General features: G+C 60.5%; 21 protein-coding genes. 13 read left to right on the plus strand and 8 right to left on the minus strand.

The genetic code is table 11. The features are described from left to right. Window positions 1-76 precede the first annotated feature (76 nt). The 6 genes from XH92_RS14330 (at window position 77) to XH92_RS14355 (ending at window position 8765) form a co-directional block, all read left to right on the plus strand. The gene (locus XH92_RS14330; protein ID WP_194459776.1) at window positions 77-2188 is read left to right on the plus strand and encodes an SMP-30/gluconolactonase/LRE family protein; all 2112 of its coding nucleotides are present in this window, start codon (window positions 77-79) and stop codon (window positions 2186-2188) included. Between the two features lie 69 nt (window positions 2189-2257). Beyond that, window positions 2258-3310 carry an SMP-30/gluconolactonase/LRE family protein gene (locus tag XH92_RS14335; protein WP_246788418.1) on the plus strand — a complete coding sequence of 351 codons (1053 nt, stop codon included), beginning with the start codon at window positions 2258-2260 and terminating at the stop codon, window positions 3308-3310. Continuing rightward, the gene (locus tag XH92_RS14340) at window positions 3307-4848 is read left to right on the plus strand and encodes a sugar ABC transporter ATP-binding protein (RefSeq protein WP_194459778.1); all 1542 of its coding nucleotides are present in this window, start codon (window positions 3307-3309) and stop codon (window positions 4846-4848) included. The genes XH92_RS14335 and XH92_RS14340 overlap by 4 nt, the downstream gene beginning before the upstream one ends. Window positions 4849-4863: 15 nt before the next feature. Then, window positions 4864-5655: a GntR family transcriptional regulator gene (locus XH92_RS14345; protein ID WP_210345553.1), complete on the plus strand. Its 792-nt coding sequence runs from the start codon at window positions 4864-4866 to the stop codon at window positions 5653-5655. 114 nt (window positions 5656-5769) lie between these two features. After that, window positions 5770-7449 carry an AMP-binding protein gene (locus XH92_RS14350; protein WP_194459779.1) on the plus strand — a complete coding sequence of 560 codons (1680 nt, stop codon included), beginning with the start codon at window positions 5770-5772 and terminating at the stop codon, window positions 7447-7449. A gap of 68 nt (window positions 7450-7517) precedes the next feature. After that, entirely contained in the window at window positions 7518-8765 is a 1248-nt protein-coding gene (locus XH92_RS14355; RefSeq protein ID WP_246788550.1) for an acyl-CoA dehydrogenase family protein, read from the plus strand. A 777-nt stretch (window positions 8766-9542) separates the two neighbouring features. Here the strand turns inward: XH92_RS14355 and XH92_RS14360 are convergent. Then, window positions 9543-10619: a hypothetical protein gene (locus XH92_RS14360; RefSeq protein ID WP_194459781.1), complete on the minus strand. Its 1077-nt coding sequence runs from the start codon at window positions 10617-10619 to the stop codon at window positions 9543-9545. Between the two features lie 304 nt (window positions 10620-10923). Here XH92_RS14360 and XH92_RS14365 point away from each other — a divergent pair, with 304 nt between their 5' ends. The 4 genes from XH92_RS14365 (at window position 10924) to XH92_RS14380 (ending at window position 13990) form a co-directional block, all read left to right on the plus strand. Next, window positions 10924-11364 carry a hypothetical protein gene (locus XH92_RS14365; RefSeq protein ID WP_194459782.1) on the plus strand — a complete coding sequence of 147 codons (441 nt, stop codon included), beginning with the start codon at window positions 10924-10926 and terminating at the stop codon, window positions 11362-11364. A gap of 24 nt (window positions 11365-11388) precedes the next feature. Then, a complete protein-coding gene (locus XH92_RS14370; RefSeq protein ID WP_194459783.1) occupies window positions 11389-12036 on the plus strand; it encodes a DUF1780 domain-containing protein in 648 nt (215 codons plus the stop codon). 176 nt (window positions 12037-12212) lie between these two features. Next, window positions 12213-13091, plus strand: coding sequence for a toll/interleukin-1 receptor domain-containing protein (locus tag XH92_RS14375; RefSeq protein WP_194459784.1), 879 nt, complete (start codon window positions 12213-12215; stop codon window positions 13089-13091). A 20-nt stretch (window positions 13092-13111) separates the two neighbouring features. Next, a complete protein-coding gene (locus XH92_RS14380) occupies window positions 13112-13990 on the plus strand; it encodes a hypothetical protein (protein ID WP_194459785.1) in 879 nt (292 codons plus the stop codon). Here XH92_RS14380 and XH92_RS14385 read toward each other — a convergent pair. Genes XH92_RS14385 through XH92_RS14395 form a run of 3 tightly spaced genes read right to left on the minus strand, consistent with a single transcriptional unit; the run spans window position 13983 to window position 17857 of the window. Next, on the minus strand, window positions 13983-14345 hold the full coding sequence (locus XH92_RS14385; protein WP_194459786.1) for a hypothetical protein: 363 nt from the start codon (window positions 14343-14345) through the stop codon (window positions 13983-13985). The two genes, XH92_RS14380 and XH92_RS14385, sit on opposite strands and share 8 nt — an antisense overlap. A gap of 30 nt (window positions 14346-14375) precedes the next feature. Further along, complete coding sequence (locus tag XH92_RS14390) at window positions 14376-15932, minus strand: hypothetical protein (RefSeq protein WP_194459787.1); 1557 nt, start codon at window positions 15930-15932, stop codon at window positions 14376-14378. Continuing rightward, the gene (locus XH92_RS14395; RefSeq protein ID WP_194459788.1) at window positions 15929-17857 is read right to left on the minus strand and encodes a toll/interleukin-1 receptor domain-containing protein; all 1929 of its coding nucleotides are present in this window, start codon (window positions 17855-17857) and stop codon (window positions 15929-15931) included. The genes XH92_RS14390 and XH92_RS14395 overlap by 4 nt, the downstream gene beginning before the upstream one ends. Window positions 17858-18387: 530 nt before the next feature. Here XH92_RS14395 and XH92_RS14400 point away from each other — a divergent pair. From XH92_RS14400 to XH92_RS14410, 3 genes are all read left to right on the plus strand, one after another. After that, window positions 18388-19380: an AAA family ATPase gene (locus XH92_RS14400; protein WP_194459789.1), complete on the plus strand. Its 993-nt coding sequence runs from the start codon at window positions 18388-18390 to the stop codon at window positions 19378-19380. 6 nt (window positions 19381-19386) lie between these two features. Further along, a complete protein-coding gene (locus tag XH92_RS14405) occupies window positions 19387-21726 on the plus strand; it encodes a S8 family peptidase (protein WP_246788420.1) in 2340 nt (779 codons plus the stop codon). Between the two features lie 165 nt (window positions 21727-21891). After that, window positions 21892-22965: a hypothetical protein gene (locus tag XH92_RS14410; protein WP_194459790.1), complete on the plus strand. Its 1074-nt coding sequence runs from the start codon at window positions 21892-21894 to the stop codon at window positions 22963-22965. A 125-nt stretch (window positions 22966-23090) separates the two neighbouring features. On the opposite strand, the gene dinB is transcribed toward XH92_RS14410, so the two are convergent. The 4 genes from dinB to XH92_RS14430 form a co-directional block, all read right to left on the minus strand. Continuing rightward, a complete protein-coding gene (dinB, locus tag XH92_RS14415) occupies window positions 23091-24125 on the minus strand; it encodes a DNA polymerase IV (protein WP_246788551.1) in 1035 nt (344 codons plus the stop codon). A gap of 62 nt (window positions 24126-24187) precedes the next feature. Beyond that, a complete protein-coding gene (locus tag XH92_RS14420) occupies window positions 24188-24913 on the minus strand; it encodes an SOS response-associated peptidase (RefSeq protein ID WP_194459792.1) in 726 nt (241 codons plus the stop codon). 3 nt (window positions 24914-24916) lie between these two features. Then, window positions 24917-25366 (minus strand): hypothetical protein, encoded by a 450-nt coding sequence (locus XH92_RS14425; RefSeq protein WP_194459793.1) that lies wholly within the window; start codon window positions 25364-25366, stop codon window positions 24917-24919. A gap of 46 nt (window positions 25367-25412) precedes the next feature. Continuing rightward, window positions 25413-25808 carry a hypothetical protein gene (locus XH92_RS14430; protein WP_194459794.1) on the minus strand — a complete coding sequence of 132 codons (396 nt, stop codon included), beginning with the start codon at window positions 25806-25808 and terminating at the stop codon, window positions 25413-25415. Between the last annotated feature and the right edge of the window lie 36 nt (window positions 25809-25844).

Genomic DNA, 25844 nt, shown 5'->3' on the forward strand with positions numbered 1-25844 from the left:
CGGAGTTGCCGATCCGCATTCCCTGCGTCGTCCCGCCGTTCGGCCGCGCCTGCGCCGAACCCGCCGGAGTCTGTTGATGAAAAGCCTGCAACGAGCCTGGCACCGCCATTCGCCCCAGTTGTTCCTGGGTGAGCTGCTTGAGAAGCGGTGGATGGAGCCGATCATTCCATTCACGCTCACGATCGCGGTGTTCCTGGCATTCGCGGTGATGATCCCGCGCTACCTGACGGCGGGCAGCCTTCAGGAACTGATGCGGAACTTCGCGGAGCAGGGGATGGTCGCGGTCGCGATGGCCTTCTCGGTGCTGTCAGGTGGCATCGATCTGTCGGTCGGCGCGGTGTTCGCGATGTCGAACTTCCTCGCACTCTATCTGTATCTCATTGTCGGGCTGCCGCTGCCGTTGATGATCGTTCTTGTCATCCTGTTCGGCGCCGCAATGGGGGCGATCAACGGTGGCCTGATTGCCTACGGCAAAACCCGGCCGTTCCTGACGACCCTGGTCGTCCTCATCATCGTCCGCGCGGCCTACAACAAGGTGACGGTTGCGTTCACGGATGAGCTCGCAAGCATCGATAGCGGGTCCAGTGCATGGGATTTCATGGGGTCGGGCAGAGCTCTCGGCATTCCCGTCAATATGCTGGTATTGATCGTGCTTGCCGTCGGAACACACTTCTTTCTCACACGTATCAAGCCAGGCGTCCACATCATGGCGGTTGGATCGAGCCGCAAGGCGGCCCGCCACGCCGGTGTCAACGTCAAGCGCGTGCTGTTCTCGGCGTATGTGATGTCAGGGGCAATCGCGGCACTGGCGGGGATCCTTTATGCAGCTCGGCAAAGCAGTTCGGGCACCGACACCGGCGTCGGCTGGGAGATCAACGCGCTGGCCGCGGTGGTCCTTGGCGGCATCAGTCTTGCCGGCGGCCGCGGTACCATCGCGCGCGCCGTTATGGGCGCAGCGATCATCTTCATGCTCACCAGCGGCATGGTGCGGCTCGGGATTTCCGGCAACCTGACGACCGCCATCATCGGCATCATCCTGCTGCTCGCGGTCGGCTTCAATGTGAAGTGGGTCAAGAACAAGGGCAAGGTGCTGCAAAAGGTCTATGTCACCCCTAGCTGGGTCGATTTCGAGCCCCCGCCGTCGGTCGAGCGCGGCAGCGGCACGCCGTTCGCGGAGAACGACCGCCTGAAGAATGCGGAGGCGATCGCGCTCAACATGATCGAGGGCCCGGAGGACGTCATCCTCGACCGCAAGGACAACCTCTATACCGTCAACCGCAACGGCTCGATCATTCGCTTCCTCGCGCCTGACTATACCGCGCGTGAGGAGTTCGCGCGCATCGGCGGCCGGCCCCTCGGGTTGGCATTTGATCGGGACCAGAACCTCCTTGTCTGCATCGCCGGGATGGGCGTGTATGGCGTCAAGCCCGATCGATCGGTCTTCAAGGTCACCGACCGCACCACACGTACGCGTACACGCCTCAAGGACGACTCGCGGCTCTATCTCGCCGACGATCTCGACGTCGCGCCCGACGGCAAGATCTACTTCAGCGAAGCCTCGACGCGCTACGAGCTGACCGACTGGGCGCTCGACGGCTTTGAGGGCCGCGGCAACGGCCGGCTGATCTGCCACGATCCGAAAACCGGCGCCACCAAGACCGTCCTCAAAAACCTGACATTCCCCAACGGCATCTGCATCTCGCATGACGGCCGGTCGGTGCTGTGGGCGAGCACCTGGCTGTGCCAGGTCAACCGCTACTGGATCGCCGGCCCGAAGGCAGGCACCAGCGAGATCCTGATCGACAACCTTCCAGGCTATTGCGACAACATCAACCGCGCCTCGGATGGCAAATATTGGCTTGCCTTCGTCGGCCTGCGCACGCCGGTCTATGACCTTGCCATGCGCAATCCCGTTTTTCGCACCCGGATGGTCAAGCAGATCCCACCGGACGAGTGGCTGTGCCCGGGGATCAACTACGGTTGCGTGGCCAAGTTCGACGACAATGGCGTCGTGACCGAATCGCTCTGGGATCCGGGCGGGCTTTCGCATCCAACGATCACCTCGGTCCGCGAACACAAGGGCTACCTCTATATCGGGGGTCTCGAGAACAACCGCATCGGCCGTATCCGCCTGCAGGACGCTGATCCGACCTGGGAAGCGCACAAATCCTATTGGGAAGAGGCCTGAGCCATGTCTCTGCTTGGCGACATCGTCGATCGCGTGTTGTTCCCGAACCGGGAGCTTCATGGCATTCCGGTGCTCGACGGCGCGTTCTCCCCGAACCAGCGGCTCGATGGCGCTCGCCAGCTCGGCGCGGAGATCGAACGGCCGGATGACATCGCATTCGGGCAGGACGGTGCGCTTTATGTCTCGACCGGCAACAGCATCCTGCGTTGCACTGGGGATGATTTCGATGCGCGGGAGGTGTTCGCAACGCTTGACGGTCCTGTCGGCGGGCTTGCCTCAGCGCCGGACGGCAGGCTGCTGGCTTGCGTCTCTGGCGTTGGATTGGTGGCCCTTTCGCCAGCCGGCAAGATCGTCGCAAAGCTCGAAAGCGTCGGTGGTGAGAAGGTTGCCTGTGCGTTGTCGGTGACGGTAGCCCCCGATGGGGCGATCTATCTGACCGACGGTTCGCGTACCAACCAGGCTGACCTCTGGCTTACCGACTTGATGCAGAATCGCGCCCCGTCGGGCCGGCTTATCGCTTGCGATGCCTCGCTCGGTGGCGCGAGCGTGCGTGCGGACAAGCTTGCTTGGCCGCTGGGCGTGGTCGCTTCCAGCGACGGCAATGAGGTGTGGGTCGCCGAATCCTGGGCTCATCGCCTGACCGCTTTTCCACGCGCCGGCGGTGAGAGACGCGTGATCGTCAAGAACTATACCGGCTATCCGGCGCGTCTTGGCCGCGGCGCGGACGGAGAGGTCTGGATGGCCTTCCTGGCGCTTCGCACGCAGCTGACCGAATTCGTACTGCGCGAACGGGCATTCTGCGAAGAAATGATGCGGACGGTACCATCGGAGCTTTGGATCGGGCCGGTGCTGGATGGTCGCCTCAATCCGCGCGAGCCGACCCAGATCGGCCGCATCAAGAAGCTCGGCATTCAGAAGCCGTGGGCGCCGCCGCGTTCGTATGGTCTCGTTGCGCGGCTGGATGCCAATGGCATGGCGGTGGAGACGTTGCACAGCCGAGTAGATGGTCGGGTCCATGGAGTGACCGCCGTCCGCCCGATTGGCTCTCGCGTGCTCGCGGTGTCCAAGGGACGCGATTGCCTGGTTGAACTGCCGCGTGGTCGCGGCGCCCAGAAAGGATGAGCGCCATGCCCGCGGAACAACAGGCAGGCACCCCGCTGCTGCAGGTCGTCAATGGCAGCAAGGTCTATGGCGGCCTGCACGCGATCGACGGCGTCAATTTCGATCTGCGGCCGGGCGAAATCCACGCGCTGCTGGGTGAGAACGGTGCGGGAAAGTCGACGCTGTGCAAGGCGATCGCCGGCGCAATCGTCCTGACCTCCGGGGACTATATGATCCGCGGACGCAAGGTCTCGTTTTCCTCGCCAAAGGAGGCGCTCGAGGGCGGCGTCGCGATGGTGTACCAGGAATCCAGCCTGGTGCCGTCGATGACGGTCGCGCAGAATCTCGAACTCGGCATGGAGAAGTGGGTTACTGTCTACAGCAAGATCAATATTGCGGCGACGCAGTCGTTGCAATCGATGAACTTCAATGTCGATCCGCTGGTGCTGGTCGAGAATCTCGGAACTGCCAAGCGGCAGATGGTCGAGATCGTGCGTGCCGTACGCCACAATGCACAGGTCTTCATCTTCGATGAACCGACTGCGTCGTTGACGCCCGAAGAAACGCAGCATCTGTTCCATCTTCTCAACACCCTGAAAGAGAAGGGCGCCGGCATCATCTTCATCTCGCATGCGCTGGAAGAAGCGCTCAATATCGCCGATCGCATCACCGTACTCCGGGACGGCAAGCTCGTCGCCACGGTGCCCGCGAAGGACGTCACCCGCGACTCGCTCGTCCGCATGATGGTTGGCCGCGAGGAAACGGCAGCTCAGTACGCGACCCACGGGGCTGATCCGGATGCACCGAAGCCGCAGTCGGCGCGCGGAGAGAAGGTGCTTTCGGTCGAGAATGTGACGATGGGCAGCATCGTCAAGAATATGTCCTTCTCGGTCTTCAACGGGGAAGTCGTCGGCATTTTCGGACTGGTCGGCGCAGGACGTTCCGAGATTGCGCAGATCGTCAGCGGCGCGCGCAAGCGCAACTTCCTGCGCGGCGGGATGATCTATCTCCGGGACAAGCCCATCCGCTACCGGGTGCCGCGGCAGGCGGTGCGCGACGGAATCGCATATATCACCGAGGATCGGAAAGTCGACGGCTTCTTCGAGACAATGACGGTGGATCAGAATATCTATCTTGGCTATCTGTCGTCGCCGCGCATCAGGCGGTTCTTCTACTCCGCGCGCGAGATGAAGCGGATTGCCGATCGATGGATCTCGGCACTCTCCATCTCGGCGCTGAAGCGAACATTGAAGATTGTAGAATATTCCGGCGGCAATCAGCAGAAGGTCGTGGTGGGGAAGTCTCTGGCGCAGGAACCGACAGTGGTCATCTTCGACGAGCCGACGCGAGGGGTCGATGTCAGCGCCATTCCGCAGATCCACCAGGCAATTCGCGGGCTGGCGGGCGAGAACAAGGCGGTCGTCGTGATCTCCTCCTATTTGCCGGAGATCCTGGCGATCTCGGATCGGATACTGGTCGCGCGCGGCGGGCGTATCGTCGAGGAAATGACGCGGGCCGATGCGACCGAGGACAAAATCATGTACGCGGCCATTCACTGACAAGGAGGGCCTTTCATGAGTGCCTATCAGCGGCCTCCCCATTGGAACGACACGGCGCGCGACGCTAACGAAGACGATCCGGAGGGCGGTCGGCTGATGAGCGAGCGGATCGCAAGTGAAATCCGCAGCGCGGTGTTGAGCGGGGAGATGCGGCCGGGTACGCGGATCCGGCAGGAGCTTCTTGCGGCGCATTTCGGAGCGAGTCGCATTCCCGTGCGCGAAGCCCTGAAGCAGCTCGAGAACGAGGGGCTGGTCGTGATGGCGCCGAACCGCGGTGCCTGGATTGCCGACGTCAACTCGGAAGAATCGATTGAGATTTACAAGATACGTGAAGCGGTCGAGCCCCTTGCCGTCGGCGAAAGCGTACCGAACCTGACCGACGAGGACATCGAGGCGCTTGACCGCATCGTACGCGAACTCGAGCAGGTCACGACGCTCGAGGAATACATCCAGCTTGATCGGGAGTTTCATCTGCGTACCTATTCGCGCGCGCAGATGCCGCAATTGCTGGCGATGGTCGAGCGCTTCTGGAACAGCACGCAGCATTTCCGGCGGCAATTCGTCAGCGAAACGTATGCCAAGGACGGCTTCCCTTTCTCCGATCCCCAGCACGTCCTGATCATGGATGCGATCCGGGCGCGCGATGTCGACGCCGCGCAGGTGCTGGTACGCCTCCACATCCGGCGCACGCGCGTTGTCATTCAGGCTAAGGAGAGCGGGATGGCCCGACCGCCCCTTGCGAGCCGCGCCGCGTCGCCGCACGCCCGTCTCGGCTCGGTCTATCGAGGGAAAAGGTCCAATGACTAGTTTCCGGAGCGCCGGCGTCGTCCGCGACACGTTGATGATGGCGGTCGGCCATCAGAGCGGCAGGGTCGGGCGCGGCGGGAATCGTTGCGACCGCGGCGGCAACGGGCAATGAGGATGATGGCCGAATCCGATTCCGCATCACGGCTGCGCGCTTATGAGGAAGCCGCAGGCCGGCTGCGGGCGCGTCTCGTGGATTCGCCTGTCGTTGTTCCCGATTGCAGTATGCTGACGGTGCTCGATCTGTTTCGCTCCGCGCCGCGCGAGGCACCGGCACTGTTCTATTTCGATGCGATGCAGACCTATGGCGATGTTGACCGATACAGCGACCGGCTCGCCGCTGTGTTCGCACGCAAAGGGGTTGGGCGGGGGGACCGGGTCGCCGTCATTCTTCAGAATGTGCCGCAATTCGTCATCGTCAGCGTGGCGGCCTGGAAGGTCGGGGCCATTGTCGTCAGCCTCAACCCGATGTACCGCACGCCGGAGCTTCGGAAACTGTTCAAGGACTGCGAACCCAAGGTGGTGATTTGCCACGATGACCATTGGGACAATGTTCTCACGGCGGCCACTACGGTCAATCCCGAACTGGTGCTCTGGACTGCCGCTCGCGAATTCCAGATGAGAAACGATGTCCGCGTGCTGCCGGAGCCGGGCCGAGCGCCGCAGGCTCATGCGCTGGACATGATCCTCGCCGAAGACCAACCGGCTCCGCCGGCTCCGGTTCTGAGCTCCGACGATATCGGCCTGCTGCTCTACACGTCCGGAACCACGGGCGTTCCCAAGGGTGCGATGCTGGCGCATCGTAATCTGGTGGCGACGGCGGCGATCTGCCGCGATCATTTTGAGCTGAACGGCATGTCGCGGATCTTTGGTGTCGCGCCGCTGTTCCACATCACCGGCTTCGAGATCCAAATGGTCGCGGCTTTCGCCGCGCACGCGGCGATGGTGCTGACCTATCGCTTCCAGCCGCAGGTCGCGCTCGATGCCTTTCTTGAATGGCGGCCGACATTCATCGTGGGCGCCATTACCGCGTTCATCGGGCTCATGAACCAGGCCGACGCGACCAGCCGCCATTTCGAGAGCTTTGTACATCTCTATTCCGGCGGCGCGCCGATTGCTCCCTCGGTCATCGACGCGTTCGCGAAACGGTTTGGGAGGGCGATCCGCAGTTCCTACGGAATGACTGAACTGACCTCTGCAAGTCACCTTGCACCCAACGAAGGTCCGATTCCCGTCGATCCAGAGTCCGGTGCGCTTTCTATCGGCAGGCCGACGGCCGCTGTCGATGCGATCGTCGTTGACGACGAGCGTCGCCCGCTCGGGCCCGGCGAGCATGGCGAAGTAGTTGTGCGCGGTTCGGGCGTGATGGCGGGCTACTGGAAAAAGCCAACGGAAACCGACGAGGTGCTGAGCAATGGTTGGCTGCACAGCGGCGACGTCGGCTTCTTTGACGAGAACGGCTGGTTCTATCTGGTGGACCGCAAGAAAGACATGATCTCTGCCTCCGGCTTCAAGGTCTGGCCACGCGAGGTTGAGGACGTGATCTACGGCTTTCCGGGTGTGCGCGAGGCAGCCGTCGTCGGCGCCGCCGATTCCTATCGGGGAGAGACGGTGGTGGCGTTCGTGTCCGCCCAAGCCGGTACGATAATCGATGTCGCCGCGCTCTCCCGCTTCTGTCGCGAGCGACTGGCAGCCTACAAATGCCCCGTCGACATTCGCGTGTTGGACGATCTGCCGAAGACGGAATCCGGAAAGATCACCCGAAACACGCTCAGGGACGGCCTGCGCACCCGTTAAGGAGAATTTACGTGGATATCACCCAAAGCGAACGCAGCCTTGAACTGGCCGAGCGCATCCAGCGCTTTATGATGGAGCACATCTATCCGAATGAGCACCGATACTATCAGGAGGCGGAGCGGCTCGGGCCCTGGGCCGTGCATCCGGTTGTCGAGGAACTGAAGCCACTCGCCCAACGTGCCGGCTTGTGGAACCTGTTTCTGCCTGCTCACGAGGACGGGCTGACGAATCTCGAATATGCGCCGCTGTGTGAAATCATGGGGCGCTCGCATCTTGCTCCCGAGGTCTTCAATTGTAGTGCGCCGGACACCGGCAACATGGAGACGATCCTGCGTTATGGTACGGCGGCGCAGAAAGAGCGCTGGCTGAAGCCGTTGCTCGCCGGCGAAATTCGTTCTTCGTTCGCGATGACCGAGCCCGACGTTGCCTCGTCGGACGCGACCAATGTCTCCAGCCTGATCGTGCGTGACGGCGACGATTACGTGATCAACGGCCGCAAGTGGTACACGACCGGTGCCACCGATCCGCGGTGCAAGATCATCATCTTCATGGGTCAGAGCGATCCAGCGCACCCTGACCGTCACAAGCGCCAATCGATGATTCTTGTGCCGAAAGATACGCCGGGCGTGCACGTCGTCCGTTCGCTGCCGGTACTCGGATTTTACGGCGTGCCGGATCGCGCATCCGAGGTGATGTTCACCAATGTGCGCGTGCCGGCCACCAATATGCTGCTTGGCGAGGGGCGTGGATTTGAGATCGCGCAAGGACGGCTTGGGCCAGGGCGCATCCATCATTGCATGCGGTTGATCGGCCTTTCCGAGCGCGTGCTCGAGCGCATGTGTCGGCGAGCGCTGAAACGTGTTGCTTTCGGCAAGCCTCTCGCCGAGCAAACGGTTACGCTTGAACGCTTGGCCGAAGCGCGCATGAAGATCGAGCAGGCCCGCCTGCTGACTCTCAGAGCGGCCTATATGATGGATACGGTCGGCAACAAGGCCGCGCGGCAGGAAATCGCGATGATCAAGGTCGTCGCGCCAAACATGGCGCAGACGATTGTTGACTGGGCCATACAGGTTTTCGGTGGGGGTGGAACCAACAACGACCATTTCCTTTCTGCGGCGCTCGCTACGACCCGCTTGCTGCGGCTAGCCGACGGACCCGATGAGGTCCACCGCAACCAGATAGGCAAGCTCGAGTTGCACCGCTGGCTCAATTCCGATCCTGCCCGGACCGGCGGCGGAGCCGATCCGATGTCCCCAGAAGAATCTGAATCATGGTCTGAAGGAGGCCTGTGGCCACGTCCAAAGAGTCGATCCTAGGTTCGGAAGGTGCGGGGTCTTGGCGATCGTGTGTCGAGACTGCCCGGTCTACGTGCACTTGCCGCAAGCCAACAGCGCGGTGTTGGAAACCCCAATCTTCCCGGTTTGAGTTTCTTCGCCGCGATGAAGCGACGAGCGATCGCCAGCAATTAACTCATTCGCCCTCGCTCGTTTGGCCAATGGCGGGCGGAGTGCGAGCGACCCACGAACGAAAAGTGGACGTATCTGGTGCGGTTTCTGGTGCGGCCGTTCCGGTGAGGGCAACGAGAACCCGGTAAGATATTGATCTCTTTGGTGGGCCCGGCAGGACTCGAACCTGCAACCAGACCGTTATGAGCGGCGGGATAGCGACTGGCTTTGCTGATTTTGCTGACTTTTTGTTTGAATTTGATCGCGTTCGTTACGCTTCTGCTGAGTCGTTTCTGGCGCGAAACTGGTGCAGAACGCGAGCTCATGCAGACGGGCCGGGCTTGAAATCCGTAACGTCTCCCTCTTCACGATGATCATCAAGCGGGTCGACTTTACCCTCTCAAGGCTGAAACAGGGGTTCGATTCCCCTAGGGAGCGCCAGAAATTTCAATGACTTAGATCCGTTTTGGAGAAGTCGTTGAATATCCGTTGAATAAGCGTCGGCGAACGTTGGCGAACTCCGCCGCGCTAATCACTAGGCCCAGCCGCAGCATATTCTCGCTTCCATCGCCGGCTAGGCTTCGTCGTATTCTGCTGTACGTTGAGATCGTCACGAGCACCTGCTGTGGTGATCATCACACCCGCTGCTCACGGTGAATCAGGCGTGAAACTCTGCTTGATGAACTTGCCAGTTTCATCGACCAAAACGCTGAAGCGTCCACCGTCGATCGCCTGTTCGATCTCCTGCTGCGTCTTCCCTGCGACTCGTATCTGCTTCACGCTTTCGCCGAACGAGTCGCGCAGCAGGCGTCCTCGCAGTGCAAAGTTGAGTTCACCCAACTCGAAGGGATCTGGCATCACGGCCTTCTCGGTGATCGTCTCGTTCCCCATGTCGCACTCGGTATAGAAACGCGGGCGCTCTTTCAGACTCAGATTCATGAAGGCGAAGTCAACCATGACCTCGCGAGCTTGGATCTCTGACAACGATCCTTCGATTTTCTCGAGTTTTGGCATCGCGCCATTTATTGCTCCGCATGCGTCGTTGAACGTCGTGACCAGCGCAACATTTCCCAGCCTCAGCAGCATGGTCTGGGCGTCGAATATGTCGCCATAGTCAAATTCCTCACGCCATCCCGCGGTCTTCGCTGCAAAAGCTCCCAACGATCCAAACACTTCTTTCTCCAGAGAAGCTCCGTTCACGAAGCATCGCACAAGGCAGTGCATATGATGCAGTGCCTGCCAGTCATACAGGTCTCCGATCTTGTCATCCGGTTTGCGAAGATCGTGGTGTATTCGAAACTCCCTGTCCTTGAGATGGACCTTGAGAAAGATCAGGCCCAGCCAGACGAAGAACTCCAAACCGTTGCCCTCGGCGATGTGCTTCTGCACGGCCTCCGGGCCGGCATTGACGACCTTGCTGATCCGCTCTTCGATCTGGCGTCCCATCAGCGAGTTGCAGTCCTGGCAGCAGGGGACTTTGAAGCGTCCATACTTGACGGTCCCGCCATTCGGCAGGGTGATCGTCCTGTCGAACAGATTAAATTTCCGCAGCACCCACTCGGGAATAACATGCTCGTCGTTGAACACTTTTGACCCAGGCTGCGCGCCGCAGATAAAGCAGCAGCGGCCAAGACAGATGTCGTTCACGAACCGATCTTTGCTGAAGAACAGAACATTACCGCTATGATCCAGGAACGAGCCGTCTGATGTCTTATGCCAAGCCATTGTCACCAACCGTCGGCGCCGCGAGCTTAAGCCCTACGCCGCCCGGCACTGTCCTGCTACTGAAAGGGGATCGCCGAATTGCGGCACCCCGGGCTGGGATATCGAAGTGAACACGCTCCGGCCAGTGGGCCTCGGTCCTGCTTAAGGGATATTTATGTCGAGGAACTCAAGAAAAGCTCAACGGCGACGGAAATGGCGGCGCCGCCTCAAGTCTGGGGTACGAACGCCGTCCGATGCGATACATCAGGCGCTCGGGGAGTTTTTGACCGAGATGGGCCGCGTCGAGTTCAGGATGCTCCTGTTGATGGACCTCATCAATGAGGCACCGCTCGAAGCTCTGTTCGACGAATATTCCGGGCGAACATTCGCAGACAAGATCAAGATCTTCAAGAAATGGTGTGACTTCGGGGGTGTGCCCGATGAACACAAGGCGACGCTGCAACGCCTCTACAAGGACCTGGATGAGTTGCGGCCGATACGCAATTTCCTCGTCCATGGCGAGACATGGGAAGGTGCCTTCAAGGGCAAGCCGCGCCAGCCCTATCGGGTCGGGCTCGTGAAAAAGAACCTTGAATATCTCGACGAATTCGAGCGCGCCGACCACGGTCCAAACGTCTTCGATGTCCAGCAGGTGCGCGACGCGACCAGGCGCTGCGCCGGGATTCACCAGGAGCTGGCCGAGTTGCGCGACGCGATTGCCGTGACCGCGGTGCCATGTGAAGAACAAGTCACAGACGCTCCGTGACCAAGCGCGCTATCTTTGGAGACAATGACCTTTTCCGACAACGCAATTCTCGCCAAACTGCGCGAATACGCTGATCGCGCCCGGCGCCTTTTCTCAAATCCGCAAAAGCCGGAGCGTGAGCGCATGATCGTGCGCGCATTCCTCCGTTGTGCCGGGGAAGCCTTCGAGGACGGCGAGATCATCGCGAGCAGCGAAGAGCCGATCGACGTCAGATTCCGAAGCGCCGATTTCCAAATCATGGAGATCATTGGCAACAAGAGACGCGGACTGGAGTGGCGTCAGCGTCAGGACCGATATCGCGATGCACAACGTGTCGCAGATGTACTGGAGCCGTACACGCCATCGCAGCCGATGTCGTTCGACGACGCGGCAGAGCTCGTCGCCGATCGTCTGTCGGAGAAAGCCGCGCGTTATGGCACCGCCACGTGCGCGAGCTTGGACGCCTTGGTCTACGTCGATCTTCACAATCGGCACCTGTGGCCGCTTGAGCCCGCCGATCATGCGCGGGCCGCTGCCGTGCTTCAAGCCCAGGGTTGGAGATCTGTCTCCATGCTCTTTGTGCCCTACGGCGTCGTACTGCTCGCGGTGCCAACCGCTCCGGCGGTCATAGGCGCGAGAGCCGGGCGGGTTCTGAACGAATGGCCCGGACTCGATGGGCTATTTGACCCCTAATAGGCCACTGGCGATCTGCGCTTGTCCTTGCCGAACGGCCTCAGCGGGGATTTCTGCTCATCTTCGTCGGACCTTGGACGATCGGATCAGTGCGCCGGCGTGAAAATTCCGATAAAACCGCCGGTAACACTAAAGCACGAAGCCCAATCCCGAAACCGGCAACAGCGGTCGTCTCGATGTACAATCTTCTTGTTTCCTCCAATGCTCAGGCCTGGAACGGCGAGCCCTGGCAGATCGAATTCTCGCGCTGTGTCCGCGAATACACCGAAAACGCGATCACCGAGCGGTTCGGAGCACTGGACGAGGCCGCCGTCTCGGAACTCAAACGTCTGCCGTGTATCTTCGCCTACGAAGCATTTAACCAGCTCGCGCCGAAATTCGGCCTGATCCGTGATATCGCCAAGCGGCAGGGACAGGTTCGGATCGAATACGAGCTCCAAGCGATTGATCCATTTCTGTCCGCCGACGATCTGGAACAGCTCACCTTCGAGCTCGACATCGGTAATTGGGAGATGAACCGGACGCATTGGGCGGTCAAGGACGTCAATCTTGCGAAGGAATTGCATGCCGCGCGGCGTATTACGCTGCCGTCATGGACCGGGCAGGCAACCAAGACTGTCGATATCACTAGGCATGATTTCGACGTGGCTCTTTCTTTTCCGGGAGAGGTGAGAGCGATCGTCGAACAAGTCGCGCGCGAGCTGGAGGCAAGAATCGGCCCGAACTCCTACTTCTACGACAGCAACTACGTGTCGCAACTGGCGCGGCCATCGCTCGACACCTTGTTGCAGGAGATCTATCGGTATCGTTCCAAGCTCATCGTCGTGTTCCTGGGCTCCGATTATCAGAGGAAGGACTGGTGCGGCATCGAGTTTCGGGCGACCCGGGAGATCATCATGGAGCGCGACAATGCCCGCATCATGTTCGTGCGAACCGACGACGGCGCAGTCGACGGCGTTTTCAAGACCGACGGCTACGTCGACGCGCGCAGGTTCAGCCCGGCGCAGATCGCACAATTCATCTGCGAGCGCTTGGCCGTGCTTGCCCCCGCCTAGTCACTATGGACAGGACACCGATGACCTCCGATGTAGATGAAGCGCCGAAGGAAATCTCGGAGGTTACGCGCCGCGCCGTTATCGACCATTTCAGCATTGCGAAGCTGAGTTGGGCCGGCCGGCTGCAGGACGACGAATTTCTGGCAAGACTTTACGACTTATCGAAGCTGCCGTCCTTTGACCATCGCTATCAAGATGCCGCCGGCGACATCTATCAGCACTGTGTACGTAATAGCGACTGGGAGAGCGACTGGGTCTTCTACGATCGCCGATTCAATTTGATGTACGGACCGGATGCCGAATTTCTCCGCTTTCTCTGCGAGACCGTGCACCCGGTCGTACGGCCCGCCGACGATGAAGTATCGACGCTCGTGCGCGTCTATAACGAGGCGCTGACGCCTGACGGCTATCAAGTGGTGGCCGGAAAGACGATTTCCGGCAAACCGATCTTTGTCGCGCAATCCGCCCGCCGCGCGGTCGTCTTCGAGGAGCCGACCGGCTGGCAGAAAGTCGACCGCCAGCTCCAGGAGATGCGGCTTCGGCTCGATAGCGCCGAGACGGAGGAGCAATATCAAGGCGTCGGGCTGCTCTGCCGCGAGGCGCTGATCTCCGTGGCGCAGGAGGTTTACGATCCCGCCCAGCATCCGCTCATCGACGACAAGACCCCGAGCGGCACCGACGCCAAGCGGATGCTGGAGGCAATTTTCGAAGCGGAGCTGAAAGGCTCAAGCAACGAAGAGGCCCGCGCTCACGCCAAGGCGGCGGTCCGCCTGGCCTTGGCGCTCCAGCACAAGCGGTTCGCCGATTTTAGAACCGCCGCGCTCTGCGCCGAAGGGACTTGGTCGGTCGTGAACATGCTCGCAATCATCGCCGGCCGGAGAGGCCGGCGCCTCACGTAGTCTTCGGCCCGGACGGTAACGTCACCACGCGGCGATCGACCATCAGGTGCCGCCGCTTCGCCGCGCCGGGGTCGGTGAGCCGCGGCGTGATCGGCCTTCCAGTCGGGCAAACGATCTTGCGGAGCCGGTCGAAGCGGAATTCGTAGATCGGCTCCTCGCCGCCGCGCTTCGAAGGAGCCTTCAACAGGTCGGCGGATTCAAAGGTGAAGCCATTACTTACGGTGACCTCGCCGCCGTCCTTCAGCCGTTTGGAGGCCCACTCAGGATCGTTGTTCTCGACTTCGTACAGGAGGACTAATCCTCGGTCGTCTTCTTCAAAGCTGATCATGCCGGACGACCAATGCTCTGCGCCCATGACCACGGTCGCAAGGAAACTGGCGCACGCTCAAACATAGAACTTAAATGGCTGACGTTCCTCTCCTTTCGCCGACCCCATGGTGAGGACGTCTCCGACCATCCGCGCAAATCGGACAGTGACGGGCAGGCCATCATTGAAGTTGCAGGAATTGTAGTTGATTTTGGTGAGACCCATGATGTCTGCGAGCACCGTGCGGATGTCCGGCTTTGCGTTTTTGCTCTTCATGACGGTGATATGCAGCGGATTGGGTGTCTCTGGCCCAATGTAAGTATCGAGCTGTGGCACATAACCCGTCGTCCAGAGATAGGCCGTCTGATCATCGAGCAGGAGCGCGGTCCCGCGCAGCACGGGATAGTCGCCATCGCGGAAAAGCTTGGTCTCGCCGCCTGTCGATCGAATGCGGACGCCGATGATGTTGGTTCCTTTCGGCGCCGCCTCGACAAAGGCGTTCCACTCTTCGTCGTTAAAATAGGTCTGCCCATGGATGAAAAGCTCCTTAGGCGGGCCGCCATGCGTCTCGGCGTAGGTCTTCAGCACCAAAGCGAGCAGGTTTTTCGCCGCTGGTGCCTTGAGATGAAACTCGTAATCTCCGGTTCTCCACGGTCCATTAGCACCGCGGAAGACAACACCGTCTCCCTCGTTGAGGAACATCTGCGCCGCGCAGCAGGCATGACCATCGGGGTCGTTGGGCAGGCTCTTGTAGACCATGCCGATGTAACAGACCCCCGGTCGAACGTCGGCCAGCCGCCACGGCGGCTTGGGCTGCGTCTTGTAGTAAAGCCCGGTCGCGAGATTCCAGGCGACCGTTGCGGCATCCTGTGTCTTGCGCAGCGGATAACCGGCCTTATTGAGGAAAGCGTCGGGCGCAATCGTCGTCTCACGGACCAGCTGCGTCGGCGCGATCGCCAGGAATTCGGCTTTGATCCTGCGATGAAAATCGGGAACGTCCTCGAAAATCGCCTCCTCGGTCTGATCAATGGCGCCCATGGCAGCGAGTAGCGGGACACTCTCCTTCGCCTTCTGCCGCTTCGTGAACTCGCCCTTTTCCAGCGGCAGGCCGGTCCGCTTGGACTGAGGCCTGCATCGCTCGTAAACGATTTCGGGCAGAGCCAGGATCCAGACGTCGACGGATCGTTCGTCGTTGCGCAGATGCTGCTTGACGCGATCGATGTAGAGCCGTGCGACCTTGTCGACGGCCTCGTTGAGGTTGACGATGCGCGTTGCGCGATCGATGTCCTTCCACGGAATCGACAGCGCGCTGCATTCGTCCGGATCGAATGAAATGCCGAACGCCTCATCTAAGCCCGGGAAGTTCGTCAGGTGCAACCGATCGGCCTTCTCGCCTTTTCCGGGCGGCGGAACACGGACAGCCGATTTGAGCTTGCGACCCCATGCACGAAAATGCGCGATCCCATCAGTGGTGCCAACCACGCCGACCCGGATTTCCCGGCTTTTCTTCGCCTTGGCGTGAGGTCCATACAGGAACAGTCCGTCCTTGGGATGCGGACTGCGCTGCGAAGACGCAAACTCCAGCGGCGGTTCGCCGAAGTGTTCGACCCGAAGCGATTTGTCCGGAAATCTCACGCGTCGGCCTCGTCATCGTTGTCGGGGCGACCGAGGGTACTGATGTCGGCTTCTTCCTCATCGGCGTCAAGAACATCGGGAAGCGCTGTGCTCACCGGTGAAGTGAACAACATCGGCGCGGCTTCGATTAGGAGCGGAGCGTTCGCCGACAGCGCTAGCCGAATATAGGCCGACTCGCCGGACAATAGCTCAAGGAATGCGAGCATGCGTCCGTGCCACTGCTTGTTGCGCCAACCCTTGCAAATGCTTCGGCGCAGGCGGTGTAGCTTCCTTGCGTCATCGATGCCGAGCCCCTCGGCCGTATCGTTGTCGACCGAGAACAATACCCTCGACTTGAGTTTCAGATGCCAGAACGGCCAGAAATAAGGCATCGCAGTGACGCCGAACTGCCAGATATGTCCCTTCGCGACATTGCGCAGCATCGAGGACCGCCGGTCGCCTTGCTTGCCCCAGGGGATGCGGTGTCCCGTCGGTGCCTGCGCGGCCGAAGCGTGGAAGCCGACAGCGTTGGAATATTGATACTCGACGAAGCCTTTCTCTCTGCAGAAGGACAGCCAGGCCTTCTTAATCATTGCAATGACTAGGTTGGAAGCGACTTGACGCTCAATCCCAAGCGCAGAAAAGCCATTGTTGATAAATTCCAGCAGAGGGATCTCGTACTTCAGCTTGAATCGGCCGGCAGACGCGAACGCGACGTCGACTTCGGATTGTTCAGCAAAAGTGATGATCCCGGCACCCTGTTTCGCGCACGGATAGCCGAAATCCTCGAGCGCCCGATCCAGCAATCGGTCCTCGATCACCCCGGTGCTCTCAAAGAATCGGATGACGTCGGGCGCTTCCGCGGCGCGCAGCCAGTTCGAGGTCAGTCGCTCGGCCTCCTCGACGAGCGGGATCGCGCCACGCCGCCGGAAAATCTCCCAATTCGGATCGATCACCGGCTGGCCGGAAGGACGCGGGACTTTCTGGCGCTGCAGCGCGTCAAGTAGGAGACCGACGCCTTCTCCCCAGCCGCGCACAAAATCGACGGGAACCGCATCCCCGATGCCCTTGACTTTCTTTCCCGGTTCGAGCCGGAGCGGAATAATGAAGCGGGAATCGTCGAGCTCCTTGGACAACTCCAGCGCGACGTCGAGATCATCCTGGACATGAGGGTCAGCGAGCGTGGCATCGCGGCAGATGAGTAGAACTTTCACGGCCCGGTATTGCAGCGCCTCATTGATCTGTCGGCGCCATCGGTCACCGGGCTGAAGCGTGAGGATGTCGGCGAACACGCGGTACCCCTCAGCCTCGAGCTTGGGCGCGAGCCAAAGCGCAAACTCATCGTCGACAGGCGATGCTTTGATCAGAAATATGGTGTCTCGCGCTACTTTCTCGACAGGCGCTGCATTCCCGGCAGCCTCCGCAGGCGGAAGGAGATTGGCAAGAACTGCGGGAACCACCCCGGGCTTTGACAGAGCCTTTCCAACCGCTTCCGTGACAACCGTTTCCAGAACCGAGGTGCTCTGCGCCCAAAGCTTTTGATGGGCTTTCTCGATGTCCGGATATTTTCGAAGCAGAGCGTTGAGGTCGCCGGGACCGAAAATGTCGCCCGGCGTTTGCAGCGACGGGCCGATGATCTGCGCTAACGCGTTCTTGTTTTTTGGCGTGAGCGGCGCCGATGTCACGAGGATATAGCGCGTCGCTGCCAGCCGATCGATCGAGAGCCGCTCCTTCGCCATCTTTGACTTCAGCGCCGCAAAACCGGACCCGTGGTAGTGCTTCGCCTGCATCACAATCGATCCGTCGGCTCGCGCATGGCGGCCGTCCATCCCGTCGTCCGGGCCTGCCGGAAAGGCCTCGAAGCGCAGGTCTATCTCTCGCCCGACGAGGTCGCGGGCCAGATCTTCAAATTCGCTATGGGACAGACCTGAAAAGTCATAATTCATGCTTCCAGAATGAGTGCTCGTTTCCTAAGCAGTCAAGCGAGGGATCGCGGTATTGCTTGGTCCCTAAGTCTTACCAACAACAAGATAAACCTGCTTTTGTGGACGTGCCCAAGCAACGAAAACAAGCTTCGGTCGCGGAGCGCTGAGCCAGCGAATCTCCAACAACCGCCCATGTCCGAAGCCAGCTTCCCACCGCTTCGCTTCGCTGCGCGACGGCGGTGTCGCCAAGGACGATGCGTTGCCGAAAATGACGAGCGGGTTGGACCTCATACGAGCGATTAGAGGTGGCGCACAAATTCCCGATCCTTGGGCGCGAGCCGACTATTGCGGATTCTCGTTTTGTTCGCTATCTGTTGGCTTGGCGCATAAGCACTTGTACATGCCCGCCGGATTGGTCGGAGCCAGCCCGCTGAGCCGCTGCCGTCAGCCCGCATCTGGCTGTGGTTGACGTGGTTTTAACGGCTGAAAGGCATGGTGGGACCGGACGATCCAAACTATGTTTGACGCCAAGCTAGATAAGTGGACCGCTAATGGCTCGCGGCGAGTTGATGAAAAAGCTGTTAGCGAGTTACGGCCGGGACGACGAATTCCGGGCGATTGCTGAACAGATCATTCTGGAGGAGGAGCAGAAGAACAACCACGTTCTAGCTCGGTCGCTCCGCCAAACCCTAGACCATGCCTCGAACCGCGCGCCCCCACCGCGGGCGCTGGCACCGCTCATTCCGTTCCCGGACGCCGCCAACGATTTCGTCGAGCGCGTCGAGCCGGAGCACACCAAGGACGACATTGTTCTCAGCAAGGCCAATATCCGGATCTTTTCCGGACTAATTCAGGAATTTCGCCGCGCTGATGACATCCGCCGCAGCGGACTCCCGGTGCGCTCGAAGCTGCTGTTCTGTGGACCTCCGGGCTGCGGAAAGACTCTTTGCACCGAGATCTTCGCGGGCGAGCTCGGGCTTCCGCTGTTCGTGGTCAAGATCGACCGCCTGATCTCCTCCTATCTTGGCGAAACCGCGACCAACATTCGCAAGATTTTCGAGTTCGCGCGCAAGCAGCCCTGCGTCCTCTTTCTCGACGAATTTGATGCGCTGGCGCGCTCGCGTGATGATACGAGCGAGCACAACGAGCTGCGGCGCGTGGTCAACAGTCTTTTGATCTTCATCGACCGAATCAAGCCGAAGGGCTTTCTGGTTGCGGCGACCAATCTCGACCAGTCCCTTGACCCCGCGGTCTGGCGCCGCTTCGACGAGGTCATCTGGTTCGAAAAGCCGGACCGGGAGATGATCGAGCACTTCCTGGCGCTGAAATTCAAGAATATCAAAACAGCTTTCGATCCAGTCTCTCATGTCGGTTCGCTGGATGGCTATTCTTTCGCCGAAATCGAACGCATTTGCGTGCAGGCGATCAAGGCCGCCGTAATCGAGCGCCGCAAAGAGGTCCGTGAATTGGACTTCTGTCACGCCGTCGCTGATGAGATTCGACGGCGATCCGGCACCGCACGCCTGCAGCATTTGGAAGACTAATCCGGCGTGCCGCGCTACGACCACCTCCAGCTCCTGCGGCTTCCCGAGCGTCTCGAGCGCCGGAAGCATGGAGGAGGTGGTGCTGCTCCTCAACGAGATGTCGGCGGACATAGCCGCAAGCTTCGGGCCGAGCTCGACACCGCGATCGCGGAGCAGCAACGCCGCCGGCGTCCGGAATTCGTCGACCCGTCGCTCATTCTGCGCGTTCGCATGACCGGAATGACGATGGAGGAAGACTGGGAGCGGCTTGGACTGACCCTCCTCGCCAGCGATGAAGACAAAACCCTGATCCTCTTCGCATCGAATGACGATCTGCAGGGTTTTCGCGATCGCCTGCAAGCCTATGCGCAGGGAACCCCGCCTGGACAAGCCGCCCCGTCCTACAATGGCTTCATCACCCGCATCGAAGAGATTAGCGCGGTGGAACCTCGTGATCGTATCGGGCTGCGATTGCGTGAAGAAGGGCTGACCCTGCCTGAAGACTTCGATGCGGACCGGATCTTCGTCCTCGACCTCGAGCTATGGGACATTGGCCGGCGTGAACTCCGCACCCGAAAGCTTGAGCAAATCGCCGAGTACATTAATGCGCGGGGAGGCGAAGTGCTTGACCGCTACGTTGGCCCGTCGATTACGATGCTGCGGGCGCGCATGTTGGGCACCGTAATACAAACGCTTCTCACGGTCGAAGACGTTGCCGATCTCGATCTGCCGCCTGAACCTGATATCGCCACCGGCGAGGCGTTTGAGTTGACGATCGCCGATTTGCCGGAGACGGACGACCTTGGCAACGACGCGCCGGTCATTGGTATCATCGACAGCGGCGTCAACGATCATCCGTTGCTGGCGGGTGCCATCGTCGGTGCGATCGGCGTGCCGGAAAGGCTCGGCACGGCCGACGATTGGGGCCACGGCACGCGCGTTGCCGGCGTGTCGCTATTTGGCGATCTGCGCGATCAGATTGCTGTTGGTGCGTTGGTACGAGCGGGGCGCATTGCTTCGGCCAAGGTCGTGAACGAACGTGGTCAGTTCGACGAGCGTCGTCTTGTTCCCTCCCAGATGCGCGAAGCCTTGACCACTCTCAATCAGCGTTTCGGTTGTCGGCTCTTTGTGGTCGCGCTCGGTGATCCCAAGCGCACCTATGACGGAGGCAAGGTTGGGCCTTGGGCAGCGACGCTCGATGAACTCGCCCGCGAACTCGATTCCCTCATCATCGTGTCGGCCGGCAATCGCGCGCCCCGCAGCGGCAACCGTCTGGAACAAGCCGTCACGGAGTATCCCGGCTATCTGCTCGAGCCGGCCAACCGTCTGTGTGAGCCTGCGGGCGCCATGAACGTTCTCACGGTCGGCGCGTTGGCGCACGGCGAGGGTCTTGGGCCCGATCTTGTCGAGCACGTTCATATCCGACCCATTACGCGTGCGTTCGAGCCTGCGCCCTTTACGAGGATAGGGCCCGGCATCGGCGGTTCCATCAAGCCGGATCTAGTCGATGTCGGAGGCACGATGGTATTCGATCCCGCAGTAGGACGGCTGCGGCTGGGCGAAGACTTGCCGACCGCCGGTGTTCTCACGCTCCATCATCTGTTTCTTGACCGGTTGTTTACGGCGGGGTCTGGCACGTCCTATGCGGCCCCTCGCGTTGCCCACAAAGCCGCTCAGATTCTTGCGCGCTTTCCCCGTGCATCTGCGAACCTTGTCCGTGCGTTGCTTGCAGGCGCGGCGCGCATTCCGGATGAGGCCCAGCTCAGGCTTCAAACCCTCGGTGACGATGCCATGCGTTCAATCTGCGGCCATGGCGCTGTTGATTCAGAGCGAGCAGCATATTCGGATGATCATCGCGTCGTGCTGTATGCCGAGGATGAATTGGCGCTCGACCACTTTGCGGTCTATCAGTTGCCGATTCCCGAACTGTTCCAGAGTGGCGGTCGTCGCAGCATCCGCGTGACGCTTGCCTTCGATCCCCCAGTTCGTCACACCCGCGCCGACTATGCCGGAATTGGCATGAATTTTCGTCTCGTGCGAGGATGCAGTCCCGAACGGATCTTCGAGCATTTCCGACGGAGAACCCAGGAGGAGGGGCGTCAGCCGGATATCGATAATCGTTTCGACTGCGACCTGAAGCCGGGCCCGCGCGAGCGTGAACGCGGAACTCTGCAAACTGCGAGCGTAACGTTTACGCGTGGCACCGAAGCCTATGGCGACAATTATTATCTAGTCGTGCGTTGCGATGGCGGCTGGGCGGGAACGTTCGAAACGCAACAACGCTTTGCAATCGTGGTGGAGTTGACCCATCAAGCAGAAGTGCAATTGTATGAGCGGCTGCGTGCTCGTGTCCGGCTCCAAGGTTAAGCAGAGAGTGGAATGAGCCGTTCGACACCTTCGTCACGGATCCTGATGCGATACCGACGTCGGTCCGATCCGATTTCTCCGCGCCGCGCTTCACTTCCACCAACGCCGTGTCGCAGACCCGACCGAGCCGGGCAAAATATCGCTGATTGATCTTGAGGGTATGCGATGAAATGGGGAGACAACGCCCGAGATTTTGATACCGCACTGGCGGTGTGGCCGCACTATCGCCCACTGTTCGATAACTGGCTGATGCAGGAACTGGTGGAGCAAGGCGACAAGGCTCCGATCTGGCGCGACCGCAGGGTGCCGACCGAGAATGGACGCGTGCGCGGCGACATCTATCCGGACCGCGAGGCCGCACTATCGGCCGCCGCCTCACTCAATCAGACGCTGCACGACGCGCTCGCAGCGCGCGAGATGGATGCCGCGAGGAAACGTTCGCTCCAGCTTAAAGTCGCAAAGAACCTGCAATCCAAAGAACGCCTTCGCGACGAAGAAGAGCTTATGCTCGCCGAGGCACGCCGCCGGCACGCCAATGATCCGCGACCGGACCCTTCTGCAATTGTGCTGCCTGCGGAGTCAGTTCCTTTTCGTCAGGAATTGAGCGAACAGCTTTCAGACATGCCCTATTTGAGGGTCGTGATCGTGACGGTCCGGGAGACGAATCGCAGTTGGCACCGCTCCATTCTTTACCTCTCGCACGACAATAAATGGTCCAAGCCTTACATCGCCGGCGAGCGATCTGCGGCAAAGGCGATGCGAGCACGAATCGCCAACGGCTTCGGCTACAGCGCCGACGACCATTGGGGAAAGACCAAGGCCAAGATTCGTCAGATCTTGTTGCCCCGCGCCAACCAGTTGCTGCAACTCGCAAGCGTGCAGCGTATGCTGGCGGAAGCGTTGGCCAATGGTCATAAGGTGCTGGTCTCGAACGGCATCGTCTTCTGGTACGAAGAAGATGGCGGCATCGGTTGGCAGATCAAACAGACCACGTCCACCAAAGAGTCCGAGGGAAGCACCTTGTGGAAGGAAGGCACAATCCGCTCGATCAACCACGGCCGATTGGTCATTTTGCCTTATATCAAAGAGAGCGGCGAGCAGGTGCGCGGGCACACCAGGAACGGACCGAATGACGGCAGAGCCAAACCACGGCACCCCGATCACTACGTCGATATTCCCTTTGCGCAACTCGACGGTGACCTCATGATCGGTCTGTTCGGCGAATTGCCCTACGAATAACCTGGATCGCCGCGCTAGCGTCACTACACAGCAAACGGAAGCCTCGGCTCGTTCCGCTCATCGCGGGTTCGCGCGAAGGCTTCTGCGGCGGCGCTAGCAATACGATGATGCGTCAGCTGCGATCGTTAGATCGATAGACCAAGCTGCAGCTCTGCCTCGTTGCCTTGTAACGACGAAAGCGACACCCCCAACAGCCGGACTGGCTTCGAAAAGGGCATCTCGTTCTGAAGCAATGCGACCGATAGGCGTTCGAGGTCCGCGCGACTCGAAACGGCGACGGGTACCGACCTGCTGCGCGTAATCATCTCGAAGTCGTTGAACTTGACCTTCAGAGTCACCGTCCGCCCCCGCGCTCCCTTGTCTTCACAGTGCAGCCAGATCTTGTCTATCAATGGCTGAAGTTCGGCGACCATGGTTTCGAAATCGGTCAGGTCGCTAGAGAAGGTATTCTCTGCGCCGACCGACTTTCGTATTCGATCAGAGCGGACCTCACGGTTGTCGACGCCCCGCGAGATCCAGTAGTAATAGCTGCCGGCCTTCCCGAAGTTCGCCTGCATGAATTCGAGTGACTGGTTTCGCATGTCGAGGCCGGTGTACAGGCCGAGCGAGTTCATCTTGGTGCTGGTCGCCGGCCCGATGCCGTGAAACTTGCCGACGGGGAGGGTTTCGACGAATGTCGGTCCCATCTCGCGGGTGATGACGTACTGGCCGTTGGGCTTGCGGTGGTCGGATGCGAGCTTGGCGAGAAACTTGTTGTAGGAGATGCCGGCAGAGGCGTTGAGGCCGGTTACCTCCTTGATCTTCGCGCGGATCGCTAACGCGATGTCCCGGGCGAACGTAATGCCTTGCAGATTCTCGGTCACGTCGAGGTAGGCCTCGTCCAGCGACAGCGGCTCGATGATCGGGGTGTGCTCGGCGAAAATCTCGCGGATCTGCTGCGAGACCGCCCTGTAGACCTCGAAGCGAGGTTTCACGAAGATCAGATCGGGGCACTGCCGCTTGGCCGTCACCGAAGGCATGGCCGACCGGACACCGAATTTGCGGGCCTCGTAGCTAGCGGCTGCTACCACGCCGCGCTCGCGGGAACCGCCGACAGCTACGGGCTTGCCGCGGAGATCTGGATTGTCCCGCTGCTCGACCGACGCATAGAAGGCGTCCATGTCGATGTGGATAATCTTGCGTTGGCGGCCCCGGGGAGCGGCCTGGTCGTCGTCCCCATCGGTCACGTTGTCGGCCCGGTCGGATCTTCCTTGACGCCGCGGGCGACGATCCGAAGCGTTCCGTCGGCGAGCGGCCGCTGCAGCATCAAGGCCTCGCTCGAAGAAGCCGTCATCCAGGCCTCCACTTCGTCGGGCGTAGTTAGGATCACCGGCATCGCCTTCGGGTGGATGGCGCCGACCTCTGCATTTGGGTCCGTCGTGAGGAACGCGAAGAGATCGTTGGTCGTCTCACCTTCCTTGACCTTCCGGACGGATGTCCAGTTAGTCCAGATGCCGGCAAAGCAGGCGAGGGGACGGGTTTCATCGAGCGCGAACCAGATATCACCGCCCTCGGCCTTGTTGAACTCGCTGAAGGAGTTAAAGGGCACCACGCATCGGTTTTCGGCTCCCAGCCATCTCGTCCAGTGCTTGCTTTTTACGTTGCGGATGTTGGTCGTGCCGCCGTCCGGCTCCATTCTGAGCAATTCCTTGAAATCCACTGCCCTGCCCTTGGCCTGCAGTTTCTCGGCTCGCTTCTTCGTGGCTTCCATCAGTGCCTTTGACGACGACGGCATTCCCCACCGCGCCTTAGCAAGTTCGCGGCCCTCGGCTCCGTTCCGCACAATCGGTGCCTTGTAGTCGGGAAAGATCCCGGGCATCGGCGCCAGGTTGCCGACGTATCGGTTCACGACACGAAACAGCGCGCTGATCGCAGCCTGGTTGGTCGTGATCGAATAAAGATTGCACATCGGTCAGGGTTCGGTTCGAGAGTGGCGCGGCTGCCACGTCAACTGTAGCAGAGTCGCGGATGGACGCCGCCCCGCCTTGGCGCATTTGCGGCAGCGCAGCCGGCTGGCGAGATCGTGCACGAAGGTGGTCGGCGGGTGCTTCATCGCAGCGAGGTCCACGTCGCTCGGCGTCTTGCAGCGCGCACACCTGATCTCTAGCCAGGGGAAGCCTCCGTTCACGGCCTGGTCGATGGTCGGCGACGGATCGATCGGTTCGCCGTCACTCCACATCCGCTCGTTCCAGCTTTCGCAAAGCAGCCTATCGGCTTGCTGGATCATTGCCTCGCCCTTGGCCCGCATCTCTGCCGATTGAGTAGCCAGGATGTTGGCCATCGCGCGTGCCTTGCCGAGCTCTTTTGCCAGAGCCTTACGATCGCCGCCCGACAGGGGCGTAGGGTGATACTTCGGGGCCATCCGGACATCCAGACGCAAAGAGAACGGATCGGCAAATCCAGAGCGACTACGACGCCTCGAACGCTGGCCAGCACCCGTCTTCTTCATGCCTGCCGGTGCGCTGCCGGCAAGTGTTGTCGAGCAGCCGCTGCGCGACGTCCTTCCACAGCGCGTCGGCGCCATACAAGCGGACGGCATCGGCGGTCTGGATTTCTACAGTCCGCTCGCAGCGGCGGCAGGAGACGCGGAGTACGTGACGCTGAATTTCGGAGAGCCGTCGCTGCCGCATCTTGGTCTCGGTCGTGCCGGCGCGAGGGTCTTTGAGGACTGAGTCCCAATATTCGGCCGGGAGCGGCGGATCTGGAGCCGCAGTGGAAGGGCTCGGCCTACGGGCGGCTTCGGCGGCCAGCTTTTCCATCTGCTTTGGGGTCGGCATGCGCCAGCTCGCGGGTCGGTCGGTCATGCCTGAATTAGAACATAACAAGAACAACTAAGGCAA

The organism is Bradyrhizobium sp. CCBAU 53421, from assembly GCF_015291625.1.
Classification (GTDB): Bacteria; Pseudomonadota; Alphaproteobacteria; order Rhizobiales; family Xanthobacteraceae; genus Bradyrhizobium.

Bases quoted from the DNA above. Each gene is read 5' to 3' on its own strand.
- XH92_RS14420 (WP_194459792.1), bottom strand. From the start codon at position 24,913: ATGTGCAATCTTTATTCGATCACGACCAACCAGGCTGCGATCAGCGCG.
- XH92_RS14330 (WP_194459776.1), top strand. From the start codon at position 77: ATGAAAAGCCTGCAACGAGCCTGGCACCGCCATTCGCCCCAGTTGTTC.
- XH92_RS14430 (WP_194459794.1), bottom strand. From the start codon at position 25,808: ATGACCGACCGACCCGCGAGCTGGCGCATGCCGACCCCAAAGCAGATG.
- XH92_RS14400 (WP_194459789.1), top strand. From the start codon at position 18,388: ATGGCTCGCGGCGAGTTGATGAAAAAGCTGTTAGCGAGTTACGGCCGG.
- dinB (WP_246788551.1), bottom strand. From the start codon at position 24,125: ATGGACGCCTTCTATGCGTCGGTCGAGCAGCGGGACAATCCAGATCTC.
- XH92_RS14370 (WP_194459783.1), top strand. From the start codon at position 11,389: ATGACCTTTTCCGACAACGCAATTCTCGCCAAACTGCGCGAATACGCT.
- XH92_RS14360 (WP_194459781.1), bottom strand. From the start codon at position 10,619: ATGGCTTGGCATAAGACATCAGACGGCTCGTTCCTGGATCATAGCGGT.
- XH92_RS14425 (WP_194459793.1), bottom strand. From the start codon at position 25,366: ATGGCCCCGAAGTATCACCCTACGCCCCTGTCGGGCGGCGATCGTAAG.
- XH92_RS14365 (WP_194459782.1), top strand. From the start codon at position 10,924: ATGGACCTCATCAATGAGGCACCGCTCGAAGCTCTGTTCGACGAATAT.
- XH92_RS14410 (WP_194459790.1), top strand. From the start codon at position 21,892: ATGAAATGGGGAGACAACGCCCGAGATTTTGATACCGCACTGGCGGTG.
- XH92_RS14355 (WP_246788550.1), top strand. From the start codon at position 7,518: ATGATGGAGCACATCTATCCGAATGAGCACCGATACTATCAGGAGGCG.
- XH92_RS14350 (WP_194459779.1), top strand. From the start codon at position 5,770: ATGATGGCCGAATCCGATTCCGCATCACGGCTGCGCGCTTATGAGGAA.
- XH92_RS14380 (WP_194459785.1), top strand. From the start codon at position 13,112: ATGACCTCCGATGTAGATGAAGCGCCGAAGGAAATCTCGGAGGTTACG.
- XH92_RS14340 (WP_194459778.1), top strand. From the start codon at position 3,307: ATGAGCGCCATGCCCGCGGAACAACAGGCAGGCACCCCGCTGCTGCAG.
- XH92_RS14385 (WP_194459786.1), bottom strand. From the start codon at position 14,345: ATGGGCGCAGAGCATTGGTCGTCCGGCATGATCAGCTTTGAAGAAGAC.
- XH92_RS14395 (WP_194459788.1), bottom strand. From the start codon at position 17,857: ATGAATTATGACTTTTCAGGTCTGTCCCATAGCGAATTTGAAGATCTG.
- XH92_RS14375 (WP_194459784.1), top strand. From the start codon at position 12,213: ATGTACAATCTTCTTGTTTCCTCCAATGCTCAGGCCTGGAACGGCGAG.
- XH92_RS14345 (WP_210345553.1), top strand. From the start codon at position 4,864: ATGAGTGCCTATCAGCGGCCTCCCCATTGGAACGACACGGCGCGCGAC.